25 protein-coding genes are annotated in these 16609 nt (G+C 71.1%); 14 read left to right on the top strand and 11 right to left on the bottom strand.

The window, feature by feature from the left end; genetic code table 11:
* Positions 1 to 15: 15 nt before the first annotated feature.
* The 10 genes from HKK74_RS29230 to HKK74_RS29185 form a co-directional block, all read right to left on the bottom strand.
* Entirely contained in the window at positions 16 to 381 is a 366-nt protein-coding gene (locus tag HKK74_RS29230; RefSeq protein WP_312881891.1) for a gas vesicle protein K, read from the bottom strand.
* Entirely contained in the window at positions 378 to 671 is a 294-nt protein-coding gene (locus HKK74_RS29225; RefSeq protein WP_187246595.1) for a gas vesicle protein, read from the bottom strand. The genes HKK74_RS29230 and HKK74_RS29225 overlap by 4 nt, the downstream gene beginning before the upstream one ends.
* Positions 656 to 1564, bottom strand: coding sequence for a GvpL/GvpF family gas vesicle protein (locus HKK74_RS29220; RefSeq protein WP_187246594.1), 909 nt, complete (start codon positions 1562 to 1564; stop codon positions 656 to 658). The genes HKK74_RS29225 and HKK74_RS29220 overlap by 16 nt, the downstream gene beginning before the upstream one ends.
* The gene (locus HKK74_RS29215) at positions 1557 to 1967 is read right to left on the bottom strand and encodes a gas vesicle protein (RefSeq protein ID WP_425544366.1); all 411 of its coding nucleotides are present in this window, start codon (positions 1965 to 1967) and stop codon (positions 1557 to 1559) included. The genes HKK74_RS29220 and HKK74_RS29215 overlap by 8 nt, the downstream gene beginning before the upstream one ends.
* Before the next feature lies 1 nt (position 1968).
* Positions 1969 to 2418, bottom strand: a complete 450-nt coding sequence (locus tag HKK74_RS29210; protein ID WP_187246593.1) for a gas vesicle protein GvpO — start codon at positions 2416 to 2418, stop codon at positions 1969 to 1971.
* 1 nt (position 2419) lies between these two features.
* Positions 2420 to 2665, bottom strand: coding sequence for a gas vesicle protein GvpG (locus HKK74_RS29205; RefSeq protein WP_187246592.1), 246 nt, complete (start codon positions 2663 to 2665; stop codon positions 2420 to 2422).
* A gap of 3 nt (positions 2666 to 2668) precedes the next feature.
* Positions 2669 to 3424, bottom strand: a complete 756-nt coding sequence (locus tag HKK74_RS29200; protein ID WP_187246591.1) for a GvpL/GvpF family gas vesicle protein — start codon at positions 3422 to 3424, stop codon at positions 2669 to 2671.
* A gap of 35 nt (positions 3425 to 3459) precedes the next feature.
* Positions 3460 to 3873 (bottom strand): gas vesicle protein GvpJ, encoded by a 414-nt coding sequence (gene gvpJ / locus HKK74_RS29195; protein ID WP_187246590.1) that lies wholly within the window; start codon positions 3871 to 3873, stop codon positions 3460 to 3462.
* Positions 3874 to 3937: 64 nt separating this feature from the next.
* Positions 3938 to 5239, bottom strand: coding sequence for an SRPBCC family protein (locus tag HKK74_RS29190; protein ID WP_187246589.1), 1302 nt, complete (start codon positions 5237 to 5239; stop codon positions 3938 to 3940).
* 21 nt (positions 5240 to 5260) lie between these two features.
* Positions 5261 to 5836, bottom strand: coding sequence for a hypothetical protein (locus HKK74_RS29185; RefSeq protein ID WP_187246588.1), 576 nt, complete (start codon positions 5834 to 5836; stop codon positions 5261 to 5263).
* A gap of 406 nt (positions 5837 to 6242) precedes the next feature.
* On the opposite strand from HKK74_RS29185, the gene HKK74_RS29180 reads away from it, so the two are divergent.
* The 12 genes from HKK74_RS29180 to HKK74_RS29125 all read left to right on the top strand — a co-directional run bounded on the left by HKK74_RS29180 (position 6243) and on the right by HKK74_RS29125 (position 14329).
* The gene (locus HKK74_RS29180) at positions 6243 to 6428 is read left to right on the top strand and encodes a DUF2273 domain-containing protein (protein ID WP_187246587.1); all 186 of its coding nucleotides are present in this window, start codon (positions 6243 to 6245) and stop codon (positions 6426 to 6428) included.
* 70 nt (positions 6429 to 6498) lie between these two features.
* Positions 6499 to 7068 (top strand): Asp23/Gls24 family envelope stress response protein, encoded by a 570-nt coding sequence (locus HKK74_RS29175; RefSeq protein WP_187246586.1) that lies wholly within the window; start codon positions 6499 to 6501, stop codon positions 7066 to 7068.
* Entirely contained in the window at positions 7065 to 7547 is a 483-nt protein-coding gene (locus tag HKK74_RS29170; protein WP_187246585.1) for a hypothetical protein, read from the top strand. Before HKK74_RS29175 ends, HKK74_RS29170 begins: the two co-directional genes overlap by 4 nt.
* Positions 7547 to 8083, top strand: a complete 537-nt coding sequence (locus tag HKK74_RS29165) for a DUF6286 domain-containing protein (RefSeq protein WP_187246584.1) — start codon at positions 7547 to 7549, stop codon at positions 8081 to 8083. The genes HKK74_RS29170 and HKK74_RS29165 overlap by 1 nt, the downstream gene beginning before the upstream one ends.
* Positions 8083 to 8667, top strand: a complete 585-nt coding sequence (locus HKK74_RS29160; protein ID WP_187246583.1) for a hypothetical protein — start codon at positions 8083 to 8085, stop codon at positions 8665 to 8667. Before HKK74_RS29165 ends, HKK74_RS29160 begins: the two co-directional genes overlap by 1 nt.
* Before the next feature lie 403 nt (positions 8668 to 9070).
* Positions 9071 to 10636: an ATP-binding protein gene (locus HKK74_RS29155; RefSeq protein WP_187246582.1), complete on the top strand. Its 1566-nt coding sequence runs from the start codon at positions 9071 to 9073 to the stop codon at positions 10634 to 10636.
* On the top strand, positions 10633 to 11046 hold the full coding sequence (locus HKK74_RS29150) for a roadblock/LC7 domain-containing protein (protein ID WP_187246581.1): 414 nt from the start codon (positions 10633 to 10635) through the stop codon (positions 11044 to 11046). Before HKK74_RS29155 ends, HKK74_RS29150 begins: the two co-directional genes overlap by 4 nt.
* A complete protein-coding gene (locus tag HKK74_RS29145) occupies positions 11043 to 11399 on the top strand; it encodes a DUF742 domain-containing protein (protein WP_187246580.1) in 357 nt (118 codons plus the stop codon). Before HKK74_RS29150 ends, HKK74_RS29145 begins: the two co-directional genes overlap by 4 nt.
* Positions 11377 to 11976: a GTP-binding protein gene (locus HKK74_RS29140; RefSeq protein ID WP_187246579.1), complete on the top strand. Its 600-nt coding sequence runs from the start codon at positions 11377 to 11379 to the stop codon at positions 11974 to 11976. Before HKK74_RS29145 ends, HKK74_RS29140 begins: the two co-directional genes overlap by 23 nt.
* Entirely contained in the window at positions 11973 to 13394 is a 1422-nt protein-coding gene (locus HKK74_RS29135; RefSeq protein WP_222722865.1) for a cytochrome P450, read from the top strand. The genes HKK74_RS29140 and HKK74_RS29135 overlap by 4 nt, the downstream gene beginning before the upstream one ends.
* 186 nt (positions 13395 to 13580) lie before the next feature.
* Positions 13581 to 13877 (top strand): hypothetical protein, encoded by a 297-nt coding sequence (locus HKK74_RS29130; protein WP_187246578.1) that lies wholly within the window; start codon positions 13581 to 13583, stop codon positions 13875 to 13877.
* 122 nt (positions 13878 to 13999) lie between these two features.
* Positions 14000 to 14329, top strand: coding sequence for a lipopolysaccharide assembly protein LapA domain-containing protein (locus HKK74_RS29125; RefSeq protein WP_187246577.1), 330 nt, complete (start codon positions 14000 to 14002; stop codon positions 14327 to 14329).
* A gap of 30 nt (positions 14330 to 14359) precedes the next feature.
* Here HKK74_RS29125 and HKK74_RS29120 read toward each other — a convergent pair whose 3' ends face one another.
* Positions 14360 to 14737 (bottom strand): hypothetical protein, encoded by a 378-nt coding sequence (locus tag HKK74_RS29120; protein WP_187246576.1) that lies wholly within the window; start codon positions 14735 to 14737, stop codon positions 14360 to 14362.
* A 248-nt stretch (positions 14738 to 14985) separates the two neighbouring features.
* Between HKK74_RS29120 and HKK74_RS29115 the strand changes: the two genes are divergently transcribed.
* Together HKK74_RS29115 and HKK74_RS29110 are read left to right on the top strand one after the other, a co-directional pair.
* A complete protein-coding gene (locus HKK74_RS29115; RefSeq protein ID WP_187246575.1) occupies positions 14986 to 15348 on the top strand; it encodes a TraR/DksA family transcriptional regulator in 363 nt (120 codons plus the stop codon).
* Positions 15349 to 15580: 232 nt separating this feature from the next.
* Entirely contained in the window at positions 15581 to 16609 is a 1029-nt protein-coding gene (locus HKK74_RS29110) for an ABC transporter substrate-binding protein (RefSeq protein ID WP_187246574.1), read from the top strand.

The raw sequence follows: 16609 nt of genomic DNA, 5'->3' as shown, positions 1-16609 counted from the left end.
GGTGTCCCGGTTCGCTCATTCGGGCGGCAGCAGCGGCCCGAGCGGCCCGAGGTCGATGTTCAGTTCTCGCCGGTCGATGTCGAAGCGCTCTTGGAGGCCGTTCATCGCCTCCTCCAGCCGCATGAGCGCGAGCCCCACCCGCTCCACCTGCTCGTCGGACAGATTCCCGGCGTCGACCCTGCGCAGCGCCTGGCGCTCCATCAGCTGGCGCACCAACTCGACGATGGTGAGGACGAGCCGTACGAGATCGCGCTCCACCGCCTCGGGATCGGTCTCCAGGCGGCGGGACAACCGGCGGGCCTCACCGCCGGGAGCCCGCGGATCCCCTTCCGGCGCCCGCCGTGGCCCGGCGGCGCCGCGGCGTGGCCGGGGCGAGCTCACGATGGCCGCTCTCTTCGAGACGGTACGGATCGCCGGTGCTCGTCGAGCCGGGTCACGGTCGCCTCCTCGCCCCGGATGCGGTCCATCTCCGGGCGGATCGACGCGATGATCGCGCGAAGCGAGATCTTCACGAGATCGACGTCCGCGATCGAGATCGTGATGTCGCCGGTGATGACGACACCGCCGGCCAGCAACCGGTCCAGCAGGTCGACCAGCGCGATGTTCTCGCCCCGGGACACGGCCGATCGCCCGGGCGGCGGCACCGGAACCCCGGTCAGGACCCGGTCCATGGCCCCTCCTCTTCCTCGGTGCCCTCCTCGGCGGCTTCGGTTTCGGCGGCTTCGCCGGTGGGCTCCTCGGCGAAGGAGTACGGCGCCCACGGGCCGGTCAGCTCCAGCCGGAGCCCGGCACGCAGGCCGGACAGGCGGGTGACGGCCGCGCGGAAGTCCTCCGCCCGTTCGTCGTCGACGAGGTAGGCGGCGTTCAGGATCATCCAGCCCTCGTGCCCGGACAGCTGTGGGTCCTGCGGTGGATGGACCCGGCTCGTGGCCGCGATCTCGCAGAGCTCGTAGTCGATCCGGTCCGCGCAGGCGGCGGCCTCCTCACGCGCGTCCTTGTCGGTGCGCTGCTGCGCCCGCCGGCGCTGGAGGTAGGCGGTACCGGGGCTGCTCGCCCCCGTGTCGCCGTGCCTCGTGTCGCCGCGTCCCGTGTCGCCTCGCGCTGTGTCGCCGCGTCCCGCGTCGCCTGGCCCGGCGCCGGCCGACGTGAACGCCGCCGGGTCCGCGTAGCCCTTGACGCCCCACTCCGTGCGCCCGGTGATGCGGTCCAGCGCCTCGGTGAACTCCTCGCCACGCTCGCTGAGCACCTCACGTACCCGCTCATCGTTGCGGTAGACGGTGACGAGCCGCAGGGGCAGGGTCACGGCGACGGCGGCCGTGCCGTCGACGACCGCGTGGTGCGCGCGGGCCGTCGACTCGAGCCAGTCGAGATTCTCCAGATTGCGCTTGAGGGCGTCCTCACCGAACTCGGCCAGGCCGACGGTGCTCACCAGTGCGGTCAGCCCGGCGTGCGCGACCGCGCGCACCTGAGCACCGGCGACGCCGCCGACCCCCTCCATCGCCTCGGACATCCGGTCGGGACGGCCACGGCTGATGGCGTAGACATAGGTGCCCGTCTCAGTCACCCGGCTCCTCCTCGGCCGGTGCGCGCGAACGCGTGTCCAGCCCCTCCCGCCGGGCGGCCGGTGGCACCTCGCGGTCGGCGGCGGCCTCCAGCGCGGCGATCCGGTCACGCAGCTCGCGATTCTCCCTGGCGATCTCGCCGCCGCCGCGGGAGGAGAGCGTGGGGTCGTGCTCCCACCAGTCGATGCCCATCTCCTTGGCCCGCTCGACCGAGGCCACGATCAGCCGGAGCTTGATCGTCAATAGTTCGATGTCCAGCAGGTTCACCTGGATATCCCCGGCGATGACGATGCCCTTGTCCAGCACCCGCTCGAGGATGTCGGCGAGGTTGGCGGACTCGGGCCGCCGAGGGACGGGCGGGCGTCCGTAACCGCTGGTCCGGCCGACCCGCATCGGGTCCGTCACGTCACTCCTCCAGTACCTGTGCGCGTGAGTAGCGGTGGGTGCGCCGGTAGGCGATGAGCTCGCCGTCCTCGTCGAGTTCGGCCTCGTACAGCGCAAGAATGTCCGTCGTGTCGGGGACCCGATGGAGCTCGAGCACCTCGACGCCGATGTGCCACAGCCCGTCGTCATCGCGTTCGAGCGAGGTGATCCCTTCGGGCTCCTTGCCGGTCATCTCCTCGACGTAGCGGGCCGCCAGCTTGGCCGCAAGCGGCGCGGTGACCCGGCGGCCCCGGCGCGGCGGCCGCCCCTCGCGGTCGCGGACCGGCTCCTCACGGTCCCGGACCGGCCTTTCGCGATCGAGCTCCGGCTCCTCGCGGACCCGCCTTTCACGGTCCCGAAGCGGCCGCCTTTCGCGGTCGCGGACAGGCCCCTCCCGGGGGTCGTCTCGCTCACCCGGCCGGCCCGCCCGCATGTCACGTCTCCGGCGCGCGGGAGCGCCCGGCCGTCAGCCGGCTCAGCAGCTCGTCCTCGAGTTCCGCCGCGACGTCTTCGGGGAGCTCGCCGGAGGCACGCGCGCGGTCGACCTCGGCCAGCTGGGCGCGCACCGCCGCGGGATCGTACATCTCCTGCTCCGCCTGATCGCGGATACGCTCCGCCAGCCAAACGACTCCACGTACGGGCGCGATCGGCAGCGTCAGCAACCCCGTCAACAGCCCCATCGGTCAATCCACCTCCGGCGGCGAGGGGACGAAGTCGTAGGGCGCCAGAGGCCCGATCATGCGCAGCCGGATCCGGCCGGACCACTCGTGGCCGAGCTCGTCCACGGCGCGCTCGAACCGCCGCTGATCCTTGTCGTCGACGAGGAACGCCACGTCCGCGGCCGTGTCCTCGCCGGCCGCCTCCCGTGGCGCCACCGCCACGGCGTACGGCGCGAGCGCCTGCGCCAGCTCCTCGGTGTCGACCTCACGCTTCTCCTCGAGCGCCTGTACGACGAGTTCGCCCAACCGGACGCGCTCGTAGTAGCCGGCGTCCTCGGGCAGGTCGCGCAGGTTCTCGCGCAGCCTCCTGGCCTCCGGCCGCTCCTCCAGCACCTCGCGCAGTACGGTCTCCTCCACATAGGTGCCGAGGATCGTGTACTCCATGCGACCTGCCAGGTCGGCGATGGCGTCGGCGAACCAGTCGTGGTGCGGTGCGAGCATCTCGTCGACCACCGCGTCGGCGCTGGTGACCACCGCGCCGAATCTCAGCGGCAGCATCGTGGTCTCCTTGGCGAGCGTCTCCACCACGTGCTCGTGTGCGAGCAGGTCCTCTCTGGTGCCCAGCGGTCCCTCGGGCATGATCTCGCTCACCACCCCGGCGAGCTCGCCGTGCCGTACCAGGGAGACCTCGTTCCCGTCGGTACCGGTCAGGCCCTCGGGCACAACGGCGTCGGCCGGGACCACCCCGTAGACGTAACAGGCAGTGCCCGGTTCGTTCATGAGACCCTCCGCGCTCTGGGACCGCGACCGCGTCGTCACGGCTCACGCTCCCCCCGGGCCGGCCGGGTGCGCCGCTCGCGGGCCTGTTCCCGGCGGTCCGCCATGGTCTCCTCGAACGTCTCCTTGGCCGCGTCGAGGACCCCCTTCGTCTTCCCCTTGGCCACGCTCTGGGTCCCGGCCTCGGTGATCCCCTGGACGACTTCGGGCAGGCTCTTCCCGCCCTTCTCGTAGAGATCGAGCCGGTTGGTGGCCTCGGCGAAGCGCAGATAGGTGTCCACACTCGCCACGACGATGCGCGCGTCGATGGTGATCAGCTCGATGCCGACCAGCGAGACGCGCACGAACGCGTCGATCACCAGGCCCTTGTCCAGGATCAAGCCCACGACGTCCGCGAGTCCGCCACCGGACGGGCGGTCGACCGGCGATCCTCGGGTCGAAGAAACGGTCATCGGATTGCCTCCCCCGCCGCGGGCATCCGCTCGGCTCCATCGCCGCGGTCGCGCCCGGGCGTCCCTATTCCTCTTCGTCCGGTCCCTCGGCGCGCCGGCGGGCCGGCGCCCGTCGCCGGGCGGGTGCTCTGCGTGGCTCCTCGGCCGCGCGTCCGTCCGCCGGCCGCCGCCTCGCAGGTCCGCTCCGCACCCTCGGCGGGGCCGGCTCCGGCTCTTCCTCCTCGGGCTCGGCCGCGGCGCGGCGTCGTACGGGTGCGCGACGGCGAGCCGGCGGCCGTGCGCGGCGCGGCTCCTCCTCTTCGGCGGCCTCTTCCGCCGAGACGTCGGCGCGGTACTCCTCTTCGCCCTCTTCCTCGGGCTCCTCCTCCTCACGCTCGGCGCGGTACTCCTCGCCTTCGTGCTCCTCGTACTCCTCCTCTTCGCGGCGCTCGGCGCGGGCCCGCTCCTCGGGGCCCTCTTCCTCGGGGCCCTCTTCCGCCTCCGGAGCGCCCACCCGCTCGCCGCCCTCGGCCGCCTCGCCGCGGGCGCGCTTCTCCTCTTCGAGGGCCTCCTCGTGGGTCTTCACCACCTCGCCGTCACGGATCTCACCGCGCCAGCCCTCGATCTCGTCGGGGTTGAGGATGGCGTGGGCCATGACGTGCCGGCGGAAGTGCTTGAACTCGAGCCGGGCTCGTCGTCCCTGGGCCCGCCAGAGGTTGCCCGTGTGCTCGAAGAGCCCCTGCGGGTGGTACTCCATGACCAGCATGATCCGGGTCAGGTTCGGAGCGAGTTCGGAGAAGGTCACCGCGCCGTCGGCGTAGCCCTTAGGCCCCTTCGACCGCCAGACGATGTGGTCGTCGGGTACCTGCTCGATGATCGTCGATTCCCAGCTACGGTGCGACCACCAGATCTGCGCCTTCCAGTTGACCTTCTCGTCCTCCGGGTGCTCCGCGTGCTCGACCTTCTTCGTGAAGCTCGGGAAGTCCTCGAACTGCGTCCACTGGTCGTAGGCGAGGCGCATCGGGACGCCGACGTCCAAGGTCTCGGCGATGTTGGTGAGTTTGAGCCCCTTCTTGCCCTTGCCGCCCCGGAAGATCTGCTTCACCTTCTCCTTCAGGCCGGTGGCCCCGGCGCTGACCGCGGCGCGGAAGGGGGACTTGCCCTCCGCGAGCGCCTTCAGGCCGCTCACCGCCGACTTGACGCCCGGACCCCCCTGGTCCATTTTGTCGATCAGCTTGTCGGTGGCCTCGCTGAGCTTCGCGCTGACCGTGTCCACCGCCCTGTCCGCGAGGGCGCCCATGAAGTTCTGTGCCTCGTGCGACAGCCGGCCCGTGTGCAGGCCTTCCGCCACATCCGTGCCCGTCCCACCGGATTGCTGATCAGTCATCGCTATCGCCCTCGCTATCGGTCATCGCGTGGCGCGCGGCGTCCTCCTGGGGGCTCTGGAGGCGTCCTGGCCACTCCTGCGCGTTGCCCGGCGAGGCTCACGGCGTGGTAGGCGAGCCGGCGGCCGGCGCTCCTCACGCTCTTCGGGCTCCTCGGGCCCGTACTCTTCCTCGTCCTCGTAGTAGTCCTCGTACTCGTCCTCGTAGTCGTACGCGTCCTCGTCCTCGTCCGCTCTGCGCCCGCGCTCTTCCCGCGGCTCCTCGGCCGGGCGCGCTCTGCGCTTCCCGGCGGCAGGTTCGCGCAGCGTCTCCGCGCGCTGCTGAAGCTTGTCACTGAGCGAATCGATGCGGCCGCTCGCGGCGGCCATCGCGACCGACTTGCCCGCGTCGAGCAACTGGCTGCGCAGGTCGCCGGTCAGCTTGTCCAAGGGGCCGCCCTCAGCGCCCAAGGGTGTGCGGCGCAGCAGATCAGCGGGATCCACGGGGAGTTTTCCCCCCGCCGCCATGAGCGCCATGAGCACGGCCAACCTGGTCTTGTGACTGCGCCCCAGCAGGTATCCGCCGATGACGCCGACCGCTATCTGACTTCCGCACTTCATGCCCTCTCCCCCCTGCGCGACACAGAGCCGTACGACTTCGGCGGCGGCGTGCGGATCGGCGAGTACAAGACGCTGGTTCGCCGCCGCCGCGGCACATCGCGGCACATCGCGGGCTGCCGGCGCGAGGCCACCGGCCGTCGGAATGGGCGGGGCGCCGAGTCGTCCAGAAGCTCACCGTGTACGCCGTCGCAATGCAGTGAGCAAACCTGGCATCAGCCGCGTATCGCGGTATTCAAATCAACGAAAGGCCTTCTACCCTGGGCATATGCCACGAAACCAGGCGTTTCATGCCGGTTCGTAGATTCTTGTTCTAGCCGCCTTCTCCTTGCGTTCGCGCGGAACGTTCGCGCCGTGGCCGGATCTAACCAGATAGCCGAGCGCGAGACCGGCTGGAAGGGAGGGGTCCATGTCACGCCGCCAGTTCGGCTTCCTCGTCGGGTTCCTGATCGCCTGGCTTTGGGTGTCGGTGGGCTTTCTGGCCGCCGTGGGCGCCGTCGTCGCCGGCGTCGTCGGCTACTGGGTGGCCCGCGTCGTGGAAGGCGACGTGGACATCCGTGAGTGGACCGACAGGTTCTCGGCATCCCACCACTGACCACCGGACCGCACACCCGGGTGAGGTGTGAACGACGGTGCGGTGTGAACGACGGTAAGGAGCACCGGACATGCCCGACACCACATCCGAGAACAAGGCAGTATCCGCGAACAAGGCGGTATCCGAAAGGACCGCCTCCGAGAGCAGGGCCGGCAGCACGGCCGGCCAGGTGGTCAAGCCGCCGACGCAACCGGCACAGCCCGCCCGGCGCCCCGCGGGTGCCGGCCCCGCGTACGCGTCATTGTCGACCGACATGGGCACCACCCACATCTCGGAGGCCGTCGTGGCCAAGATCGCCGGGATGGCCACCCGGGAGATCCCCGGTGTGCACTCGATGGGTCGCGGGATCGCCCGCAGGCTCGGCCGCATGCGCGCCATGGTGCCCGGCCAGACGGACGCGTCCATGGTCACGCAGGGCGTCGAGACCGAGGTCGGTGAGAAGGAGGCGGCCATCGACCTGGACATCGTCACGTGGTACGGCCAGAGCATCGTCGAGATCAGCGAGGCCGTCCGCGCCAATGTGATCGAACGAGTCGAGAGCATGACGGGACTGAGGGTCGTCGAGGTGAACATCAACGTCGACGACGTCTTCATCGAGGGCCAGGAAGAGAAGCCGCCAGAGAAACCGCGAGTCCAGTGAACGTCAAGGTCAGCGATCACCTCGACAGCGCCGCCACAGGTCGCGCCGGTTCCGGTCACGCGGAAACCGACCGCGCCGAGACCGACCGCGCCGAGACCGACCGCCTCGATGCCGGCCGCGACGCCGGTGGCCGCGCGGGCCTCGCCCTGGCGGTCGCGAGCGCGGTCGAGGCCGTGCCCGGGGTCGTCCGCCTCGTCGGCGGTCGCGGGCCGCTCGAAGTGGCCACGCTGTACCGGCACGGCAAGGTCGTCGGAGTCCGCCACACCGATCGGACGGTGATCGTCCACATCGCCGTAGGCGTACTTCCACTGCAGGGCGTGACCAGGGCGGTCGGCGAGACCGTACGCCAGGTGCTGAGCCGGGCCGGTGATGATCGCGACGTAGCGGTCGTCGTCGACGAGCTCGAGGGCGTCAGCGCCTTCCCGGAGACCGGCCGCCACGGCCCGGCCGCCGGCCGCACTCCACGATCGGGACGTTGATGCGCGCTTTCAACCGGATCGCGACGCTGGTGCTCAGCCTGGTCCTGATCGCCGGCGGGTTGTTCATCGCCGTCCAGGCGGTGCTGGCGGCGCTGCGGCACGCGCCGTGGCTGCTGCCACTGAGGCGCTGGCACGCCGCCCTCACGAGCACGCCGCTGGGCGACCGGCTCGCTGTCATCCTGATGGGCGCCGTGGGGCTGCTGGGACTGGCGCTGCTCATCGCCGAGCTGCGCCCGTGGCGGCCGTCCCGGCTGCCCGTGCATCCGGCCACCGCCGACGCGGGGAGCGAGTGGTGGGTGCTGCGCCGCCCGGCCGAGCGCCTTCTGGCCGACGCCGCCGCCCGGATCCCCGGCGTGAACAGTGCCCGCGTCCGCTTGCGCGGACGGCACCGGTGGAAGGTCGACGTGCTGGCCGAGGCCCGTGACGAGGACCGAACCGAGATAGCCGAGGCCATCGATGGCGAACTGGACAGGCTCGCCGCCCCGGCGCCCGTCCGGGTCCGCCTGCGGCTCCGCAGCCCGAGGAGGGTCGCCTGATGGATCGCTTCAACCGTGTGCTCTGGGCGATGATCGGTCTCGTGCTGGCGGTCGTGGGCGCCGTCGGCGTGGCCGCCGGGCGCGGTCATCTGCCGGGCGTCGACCCGCGGGGGGCACTGCTGCCCAGGTGGCTGCTCACCCGGTGGCACTCGTGGGGCTGGTGGGCATGGGCCGCCCTCGCAGTCGCGGGCCTCATCCTGGCCTGGTCGGGCTGGCGCCTGCTGCGCGCCGAACTCCGGCCGGGCGGGCGCCGCTCGCTGCCCGCGGATCTGGTCCTCGAAGCGGGCGACGACCGGGAGACGGCGGGGAAGGTGTCGCTGAACAGCCCCGCCCTCGCCGACGCCACCGCCAGCGCCCTCGAACGCCACGCGGCCGTCGAACACGCGTTCGTCCGGCTGCTCGGCGACGCCCGGCACCCCGAGTTGCGTGCCCGCATCGACATGGCCGGCGATACCGATCTGCGGGTCGTGGGCGAGCACCTCGGCCGCACCGTCGAGCAGTTGACGGCCACCAGCGGGCTGCGACCCGATCCCGTCGAGGTCACCGTTCGGCCGGGCGGCGACACCGGCTCCCGGGTCCACTGACCCGAGCCGCCGGCCTCGGCCGCGCGACCCCGAGCAGCCGGCCTCGGCCGCGCGACGGCGGGCTCGCCGGTGTACCCCGAGCCTGGCGTCCGGAAGTTACGTGGCTGTTATCCTTTACTCCTTTACCCGCACTCTGTACTAATGCCGCACCCGGAGTTTCGATGTTTGGCCCTCACCGAACACCTTCGGCCGTGATCGGCTCGTCGCTCATGGCGGCGGTCGGCGATGTCGTACGAGCGTTGCCGACATGACCACCGGGACGCACTCCTGAGCCGGTCCCGTCGGTGGGGAACGCCGCACCGACACCGAGATCTCGACCGGTCCGCCGCCTGGCGCCGCACGCTGCCCGACAGCGATCATCCCTTCCCCCTGTCCCCTGCCCGCGAGGATATGGAGCACATACATGGCGGTGGCGTTCTGGTGCCTGGCGGTCTGCTCGATCGTCATGGGAGTTCTGCTGGTACGCCAGTGGCGCATCGCCACCCGCATGCGCCGGCGGGTGGCCGCGCTCGAAGGCGGTGAGCGGGTCCGGGACGAGGAACTGCGGCATCTCGCCGTCACCCGGCTGCCCGCGCTCGTCGAGTTCATCTATGACCGTCCGGTCGAGGTTCCCGGCCTCCTGCACGTCCGGCTCGCCGGAACTCCGTACGACCAGAGTGTGCAGACGACCCTCAACCTCTTCGCCGAATCCGTCGAACAGGCGAAGACCCGTGCGGACCATTCGGCCAAGGCGACGCTCAAGGCGGCGATGCGCTCGGTCCAGAGCCTGGCCAACGAGCAGCAACTGGCGATCTCGAACATGCAGGAAAGGCATGACGATCCGTACGTGCTCGAGGACCTGCTGAAGATCGACCACATGAACGCACAGCTCGGCCGGCGGGCGCAGGCCACGGCGGTCCTGTGCGGGTCGTGGCCGGGGCAGCAGCGGTCGGCCTCGGCGCTCCCGGACGTGGTGCGCGGCGCGACCTCCCGCATCCGCGACTATCTGCGCGTCCAGGTCAACTCGGTGCGGTCGCAGGCGAACGTCGCCGTCGTCAGCCGGGTGGTCGAACCCGTCGTCCTCACCGTCGCCGAGTTGCTGGACAACGCCGCGCGGCACTCTCAGCCCAACAGCCTGGTCCAGGTCGACTTCCAGCGGACCCACAACGGCATCGCCATTCTGATCGACGATGCGGGGGTCGGCATGACCCCCGAGGAACTGGAGAGGGCCTCCCGGCTCCTGTCCGGCCGGGAGGCCGCGGACATCAACCGGCTCGGCGACCCTCCCCAGGTCGGGTTCGGTGTCGTGGGCGTGCTCGCCGCCCGGTACGGGTTCAGCGTGTCCGTCGACACCCATTCCCCGTACGGGGGAGTGCGCGCCGTGGTGTTCCTGCCCATGGCGCTGCTCACGGCCGTCGAGGACCTGGCGTTGACCGTACCCGTGCGGACCGCCCCGGCCATGGCGGCGAGCCGCGAGGTGTCCGGGACGCCCGAGCCGCCCGAGGCGGCGCGGGCCGCCGAGCCGACCGCGACGGCACAGCCGGGCGAAGCGCGGCCGGTGACGGCGAGCGGTCTGCCGAAGCGACAGCGGGCGAAGCCCGGCGGCCGGAGCCGGTCCGCCCGCCCGGAGCCGCCGGAGACGGCAGGTCGCTCCGCGGCGGAGCCCTCGGATCGCACCGACCACCCCGATCGCACCGACCACCCCGATCGCACCGAGCAGACGCAGCGCACCCTGAGCACCCGGCGCCAGGAGCGCACCGAGCGCGCTGAGCGGCACAGTGCGCCTGCTGAGCACACGGAACGCGAAGGCCACGTCGAAGGCCCGGAGCACACGCAACGCACCGGGCGCACGGAGGGCTCCGCACCGCCCGCCGACTCCGAGGGCCGGTCGGCACGGGACATCGCTGCGAGCATGGGCGCCTGGCAGCGGGGCACCCGATCCGGCCGGGCCACCGCCGCACCCGACTCCGAAGGGAACCCCCAGGCATGACCGAGGCCATGACCAACAAGCTCGGGTGGATGCTCGACGACGCGCTGAGGATGCCGGAGACGCGACACGCGGTCCTGCTGTCCGCCGACGGGCTGCTCATCGCCCACTCCGAACGGATCAGCCGAGACGAGGCCGAACGCCACGCCGCCGGGATGTCCGGGCTGCAGTCGCTCGCCCGCGGCACCGCCGGCTTCTGCGGCGACCCGAACACCCGATGGCGGCAGACCGTCACCGAGTTCGACGGCGGCTACGTCTTCCTCGTCGCCGCCGGGCCGGGCGCCTACCTGGCGGTCTCGGCCACCGAGAAGGTGAACATGGAGGCGGTGTCCTTCCGGTTGCAGGAACTGGTCCAGCGTCTGGGCAAGGAACTGGCCAGCCCGCCACGACGAGGTCTGGACCGGCGGATATGACCCGCCGCCGGCACGAGAGGGCATTGGTACGGCCTCATGTGGTCACCGGCGGACGCGCTCATCCCACCCGCAACATCTTCGACCTCGTGACGCTGATGATCGTCGCCTACGACGACGACCTGAGCGACCTGAGCCCGGAGAAGCACCGGGTCATGGAACTGTGCGGTGGAGGCGCGCTGTCGGTCGCCGAGATCGCCGGCCATCTGAAGCTGCCCGTCAGCGTCACCAAGGTCCTGCTCTCCGACCTCGTGGACAGCGGGCACATCACGACTCGCGCGGGCGTGCCCGGAGTCGACGCCCCCGACCACCGGGTCCTGCAGGAGGTACTCAATGGACTCCGTGCTCGTCTCTGACGACATCTACGTCCGCGACACGGTCCGTACCGCGGTGAAGATCCTGGTCGTGGGTCACTTCGCCGTCGGCAAGACCACCTTCGTCGGCACGCTGTCGGAGATCCGCCCGCTGCACACCGAGGAGCGGATGACGCAGGCCGGTGCCCTCGTCGACGATCTGGCGGGGGTCCCGGACAAGGTGACCACGACCGTCGCGATGGACTTCGGCCGCATGACCCTCAGCGAGGATCTGGTGCTGTACCTGTTCGGCGCCCCCGGCCAGCGGCGTTTCACCCAGCTGTGGCACGACCTCGCCCTCGGCGCCCTCGGCGCGCTGGTGCTCGCCGACACCCGCCGCCTCGAGCAGTCCTTCGACGTGATGACCATGCTCGAGGAGAAAGACCTCCGCTACGCCGTCGCGATCAACCGGTTCGACGGGGCGCCGACCTTCCCCGACGCCGAGCTGCGTGAAGCGCTCGACCTGCTTCCGGAGACGCCCCTCGTCCACTGTGACGCCCGCGAGCCGGCGTCCTCGACCCGGGCGCTGATCGCGCTCGTCCGACATCTCCTCGCCGGCGACGATCAGGAGCGCGCGTGACCCCTTCCGCGGATCCCAGCCCCGTACCGCCGCCGGGCTGCCCGGCGCACGCCGAGCGGGCGGCCCACCCCGGCCGCGTCCCGCTGTACGGCCCGGAGTTCGCCGCCGACCCCGGCCGGGTCTACTCGTACCTGCGCCGGTGGGGACCGCTCGCGCCGGTCGAGCTGGCCCCCGGCGTCCCCGCGACGCTCGTCGTCGGGTACGACGCCGCGCTGCAGGTGCTGCGTGACCCCGCCACGTTCGTCAAGGACGCCCGCGAGTGGCAGAAGGGAGTGCCCGCCGACTGCCCGGTGCTGCCGATGATGATGTACCGGCCGAACTGCCGTAACACCGATGGCGAAGTGCACGCCCGGCTGCGGGCGGCGGTCACCGACAGCCTGGCGCGGATCGACCTGAACGCGCTGCGCGGCCATGTCGAGCGCACTGCCGACACGCTGATCAGCGGCTTTCGCGGGCGCGGGGCGGCCGACCTGGTCACCGAGTACGCCAGGGCGCTGCCGCTGATGGTGTTCAACGAGCTCTTCGGCTGCCCGCCGGACATCGGCGACCGGCTGGTCGAGGGCATGAGCGGCATCTTCGACACCGTCGACGCCAAGAAGGCCAACCAGGTGCTCCGGCAGGCCGTGCGCGATCTGGTCGCCCTCAAGCGCAGGGAGCCCGGGGCGGACATGACCTCGTGGCTGATGGCGCATCCGGTGCGGTTGACCGATGAGGAGGTCATGCACCAGGTGGTGACCCTGCAGGGCGCCGGTACCGAGCCCGAGCAGAACCTGATCGCGAACGGGCTGCGCCTGTTGCTCTCCGACGATCGGTTCGCCGGTGACCTGTCCGGCGGCAGCCTGCCGGTCGAGGACGCGCTCGACGAGGTCCTGTGGACGGATCCGCCGCTGGCCAACTTCGCCATCACCTATCCCGTGCGGGACGTTGACTTCGCGGGCGTGCTGCTGCCCAGGAACCAGCCCGTGGTCATCAGCCTGGCCGGTGCCAACACCGATCCGTCGCTCGCCTCGGACCAGCGGGTGGGCAACCGGGCGCACCTTGCCTGGAGCGCGGGCCCGCACATCTGTCCCGCGCAGGGCCAGGCGCGTCTCATCGCCACCGTGGCCATCGAGCAGCTGCTCGACGCGCTGCCCGACATGGAGCTGGCCGTTCCCGCGGACCGGCTGGTGTGGCGGCCGGGGCCCTTCCACCGGGCCCTCACCGGGCTGCCCGTCAGCTTTCCCGCGGTCTCGGTGCCCGAGGGCGCGCTTGTTCCGTCCGCCGGTACGGCCGGCGCCGTGGACGGCCGGGAGTCCACCGGCCCCGCCGTACCGGTGGCCCCGCTGGTGCGGGCGACCGCGCGCGCGACGCACGTGGCGGCGAGCGACGCGCCGCGAGGGCCCTGGAACTCACTGGTGAAGTGGTGGCACGGCGAGTAGCCGGGCACCGGTTCAGGACGCGAACTCCTCGTCGCCGGGCGGCGCCCAGTGGTTCGCGCGGCGGTTCGCATCGTGGTTCACACGGCGGTTCGCGCGGCGGTTCGCGCGGTGGCCGGGGCGGTCGGCCGCCATGGGACGCTTGAAGAGAGCGCGGGCGATTCTCGTCCGGCCCCGGAGAGGACACCCATGAGCGGAAGCGTGCCCCAGGTCTGGATCGCGGCGTCCAACGGCCGGGACATGATCCGAGCCGATGCGATCGTGATCGTATGCCTTGACGGAGGCGGCCGGGTGACGGCGCAGCTGCACGATGAGGCGAAGGTCAGCGTGACGCTGGTCGACGGTTCCGCCGGCGTGCACCCGCCGGCCGATTTCCACCGTCAGCTGCTCCGGGCGGTGGCCGAACTGGCGGACTCCAGCGGAGCGCAACTCGTACGCGCCGACCGCGATGACCGTGGCTGGCACTGGATCACCGAACCGCTGTAGTCCGTCGCCGTAGTCCCTCGAAGCCTGGTGAGCGACGGCGCGCGGGCGTAAGGTCAGGTGAAGCCGGTAGCGACATCCTTCCCCCGAGATGCCTGCCAGGCCGGCCCGTCGAAGGGCGATGCATGTTCCTGTTCCAACGAACCCGGAACAACCCGGACCAGGCGCCGACGGAGCGCGACGTGCAGACCTTCGCCGCCGCACGGCGGATATCGCACGCCCGGATGGCCGTGGTCCGGCTCGGCGTCTGCGCGGCGATCCTGCTCGGCGCGCTGATCGCGTTCATGGTGCAGAACACGGTGAGCGTGAAGGTGTCCTTCCTCTGGGCCGAGGTCACGCTGCCGTTGGCGATCGCACTGCTCCTCGCCATGCTCAGCGGCGTCGGTGGGACCTTCGGGGCCCGCGCGGCGTCGACCGCGCGCCGCCGCCGCCTGGCCCGCAAGCGGGCGAACTGACCGGCTCCGCGCCGGGGCGCGGCGGTCTCATTACGCCCTCCACAGGCCTAGGGCGACGACCAGATAGGGCACGGCGGCCAGGGTGAAGAGAAGGCCGGGCCCGGCCCAGTTCGATCCCAGCGCGTAGGCCGCGAAGACCAGCACCGCTACCACCTCGACGCCGAGGCCCGAGATCGAGGTGATCGTGGCCCGGGCGCCATCGGTGATGCGTTCCTGCAGCCGGGCGTCCGCCGAGATGCCCGCCCACTCGAAGATCCCGAAGGCCACGGCGACACCCGCCATCCCCGCGGGGTGTCCGACGGCCGCCCCGGCGGCCAGGCAGCCGGCGCCGAGGGCGAGCACGGGGGCGGCCCACCGCGTGCCGCGCCCCGCGAGCCAGCCGCCCACCGTCATGCCAACGATCACCAACAGTACGAGCAGAGGATTCACCGACGGGGCGACGCCGGTCGATTCCGCGAGCAGGGGAAGATACTCGTCCAGAGCGCCGAGTCCGAATACAGCAGAACGAGATCCGCCGAGAACGCGTAGGCGTAGAGCCTGCGCGCGAGCCTTGACTCAGGTGAGGATCAATGTCGTCTCATGGTCGGAACCTACATCAGGGGCGCCGGGGTGCGCAGCCCGGAATTCGGGGGAGCGCTCAGAGGTTTGCAACGGTGATGGCCAAGCGAGTTCCGGACGCCTCCGCGCTGGAAGAGCTGCTCACCGCCGAGCGCGTGAGCACCCTCCGGCAGATCGCCGCGCTGACCCGCGACTGGGACGGGCTCGTCGAGTCGTCTGCCGACATCGGCGTCGACGACGAGCACGATCCTGAGGGTGCGACGCTCGCCTTCGAACGGTCCCAGATCGATGGCCTGCTCAGCCGGGCCCATGAGCACCTCACCGACCTCGACTCGGCTCTCGAGGCGCTTCGCGCCGGTACGTACGGCACCTGCGAACGCTGTGGCGACCCGATCGCCCCCGAACGCCTGACCGCCCGCCCCGCCGCGAGGACCTGCATCCGGTGCGCCGCGGCCCGGTGACGGGCTGAGGCCGGCCGCGTCTCCCCGCATTCTTCTCCCCGGATCGCGTCTCCCCGGATCGCGTCTCCCCGGATCGCGTCTCCCCGGAATCGTCTCGGGCGCCTTTCCCTGTACGCGTCTGCCCGGAAGCGGCCCGGATCGTGGATCAACCTCTTGACATCCTGTAATTACAGGACAACAGTTGCGTTCACGCTTTTGACCGAGCCGCACTCACCGCTTCCGAGGAACCCCCATGGCCCGAATCCGTTATGTCTCACCCGGGGTCGCCGCCGTCATCGCCGTCGTGGCGGTGGCCGCGGGGCTCACCACCGGCAAGGCCGCGTTCGGCGGCGACAGTGATTCCGGCTCCGGTGCCACACGCTCCGCCGGGGTCAAGGTCGACGTGATCACGAAGGCGACCGACTCGGAGTTCTGGCAGTCGATGCTCGCCGGGTCCAAGAAGGCGGGCGGTGACTTCGGCGTCCAGCTGGGCCTGTTCGGCCCGACGTCCGAGACCGACATCGACGGGCAGGTGAAGCTCGTCGAGAACTCCATCTCACGAGGTGCGGACGCCATCGTCCTGGCCGCCAACTCCTCCAGCGCGCTCAACGGGGTCGTACAGCGTGCCAGGACGGCGGGCATCAAAGTCGTCACCGTGGACAACGCGATCACCACGCAGACCGAGGGATTCATCGGCACCGACAACATCAAGGCGGGCCAGCAGGCCGGCGAGCGCATGTGCAAGCTGATCAAGGACAAGGACCAGGGGGACGGAAAGATCGTCCACGAGAGCTCGGTCTCGGGTCAGCAGGTTCTGGTCGACCGCTTCACCGGCTTCAAGGAGGGGCTCGCCAAGGACTGCCCGGATGCCGAGGTCGTCCAGACGCTCGTCAACGACAACGACCTCAACAAGGCCGTCGGCCAGGTCGGCGACGTGCTGAGCAGCCGGCCCGACGTCGTGGGGATCTTCGCCGACAACAACACCTCCGGCACCGGGGCGGCGCGCGCGATCCAGGAGAAGAACGCGGCGTCGCGGGTCGTCGCCGTCGCCTTCGACTCCGACCCCGCCGAGGTCGAGGGCGTCCGCACCGGCACGCTCAGCGCGATCATCGTGCAGAACCCGTTCTTCTTCGGCTACCAGGGGGTGGCCGAGGCGGTGATGGCGGTCCGTGGCAGCGCTCCGCCGGTGAACCTGGACCCGGGCGCAGTGGTCATCGACAAGTCGATGGTCGACAGGCCCGAGTTCGCCCAGCTCCTCGACCCGCCGAAGACGAAGGGCTGA

This window comes from Actinomadura alba (genome assembly GCF_014323705.1).
Classification (GTDB): domain Bacteria; phylum Actinomycetota; class Actinomycetes; order Streptosporangiales; family Streptosporangiaceae; genus Actinomadura_C; species Actinomadura_C alba.
Note: the sequence above shows the minus strand (reverse complement) of the source record. Positions and strands in the feature narration are given on the sequence as shown.

Coding starts and splice junctions, on each gene's coding strand:
- HKK74_RS29110 (WP_187246574.1), top strand. CDS start 15,581: ATGGCCCGAATCCGTTATGTCTCACCCGGGGTCGCCGCCGTCATCGCC.
- HKK74_RS29190 (WP_187246589.1), bottom strand. CDS start 5,239: ATGACTGATCAGCAATCCGGTGGGACGGGCACGGATGTGGCGGAAGGC.
- HKK74_RS29180 (WP_187246587.1), top strand. CDS start 6,243: ATGTCACGCCGCCAGTTCGGCTTCCTCGTCGGGTTCCTGATCGCCTGG.
- HKK74_RS29165 (WP_187246584.1), top strand. CDS start 7,547: ATGCGCGCTTTCAACCGGATCGCGACGCTGGTGCTCAGCCTGGTCCTG.
- HKK74_RS29155 (WP_187246582.1), top strand. CDS start 9,071: ATGGCGGTGGCGTTCTGGTGCCTGGCGGTCTGCTCGATCGTCATGGGA.
- HKK74_RS29145 (WP_187246580.1), top strand. CDS start 11,043: ATGACCCGCCGCCGGCACGAGAGGGCATTGGTACGGCCTCATGTGGTC.
- HKK74_RS29115 (WP_187246575.1), top strand. CDS start 14,986: ATGGCCAAGCGAGTTCCGGACGCCTCCGCGCTGGAAGAGCTGCTCACC.
- HKK74_RS29140 (WP_187246579.1), top strand. CDS start 11,377: ATGGACTCCGTGCTCGTCTCTGACGACATCTACGTCCGCGACACGGTC.
- HKK74_RS29160 (WP_187246583.1), top strand. CDS start 8,083: ATGGATCGCTTCAACCGTGTGCTCTGGGCGATGATCGGTCTCGTGCTG.
- HKK74_RS29125 (WP_187246577.1), top strand. CDS start 14,000: ATGTTCCTGTTCCAACGAACCCGGAACAACCCGGACCAGGCGCCGACG.
- HKK74_RS29185 (WP_187246588.1), bottom strand. CDS start 5,836: ATGAAGTGCGGAAGTCAGATAGCGGTCGGCGTCATCGGCGGATACCTG.
- gvpJ (WP_187246590.1), bottom strand. CDS start 3,873: ATGACCGTTTCTTCGACCCGAGGATCGCCGGTCGACCGCCCGTCCGGT.
- HKK74_RS29175 (WP_187246586.1), top strand. CDS start 6,499: ATGCCCGACACCACATCCGAGAACAAGGCAGTATCCGCGAACAAGGCG.
- HKK74_RS29205 (WP_187246592.1), bottom strand. CDS start 2,665: ATGGGGCTGTTGACGGGGTTGCTGACGCTGCCGATCGCGCCCGTACGT.
- HKK74_RS29210 (WP_187246593.1), bottom strand. CDS start 2,418: ATGCGGGCGGGCCGGCCGGGTGAGCGAGACGACCCCCGGGAGGGGCCT.
- HKK74_RS29150 (WP_187246581.1), top strand. CDS start 10,633: ATGACCGAGGCCATGACCAACAAGCTCGGGTGGATGCTCGACGACGCG.
- HKK74_RS29130 (WP_187246578.1), top strand. CDS start 13,581: ATGAGCGGAAGCGTGCCCCAGGTCTGGATCGCGGCGTCCAACGGCCGG.
- HKK74_RS29225 (WP_187246595.1), bottom strand. CDS start 671: ATGGACCGGGTCCTGACCGGGGTTCCGGTGCCGCCGCCCGGGCGATCG.
- HKK74_RS29200 (WP_187246591.1), bottom strand. CDS start 3,424: ATGAACGAACCGGGCACTGCCTGTTACGTCTACGGGGTGGTCCCGGCC.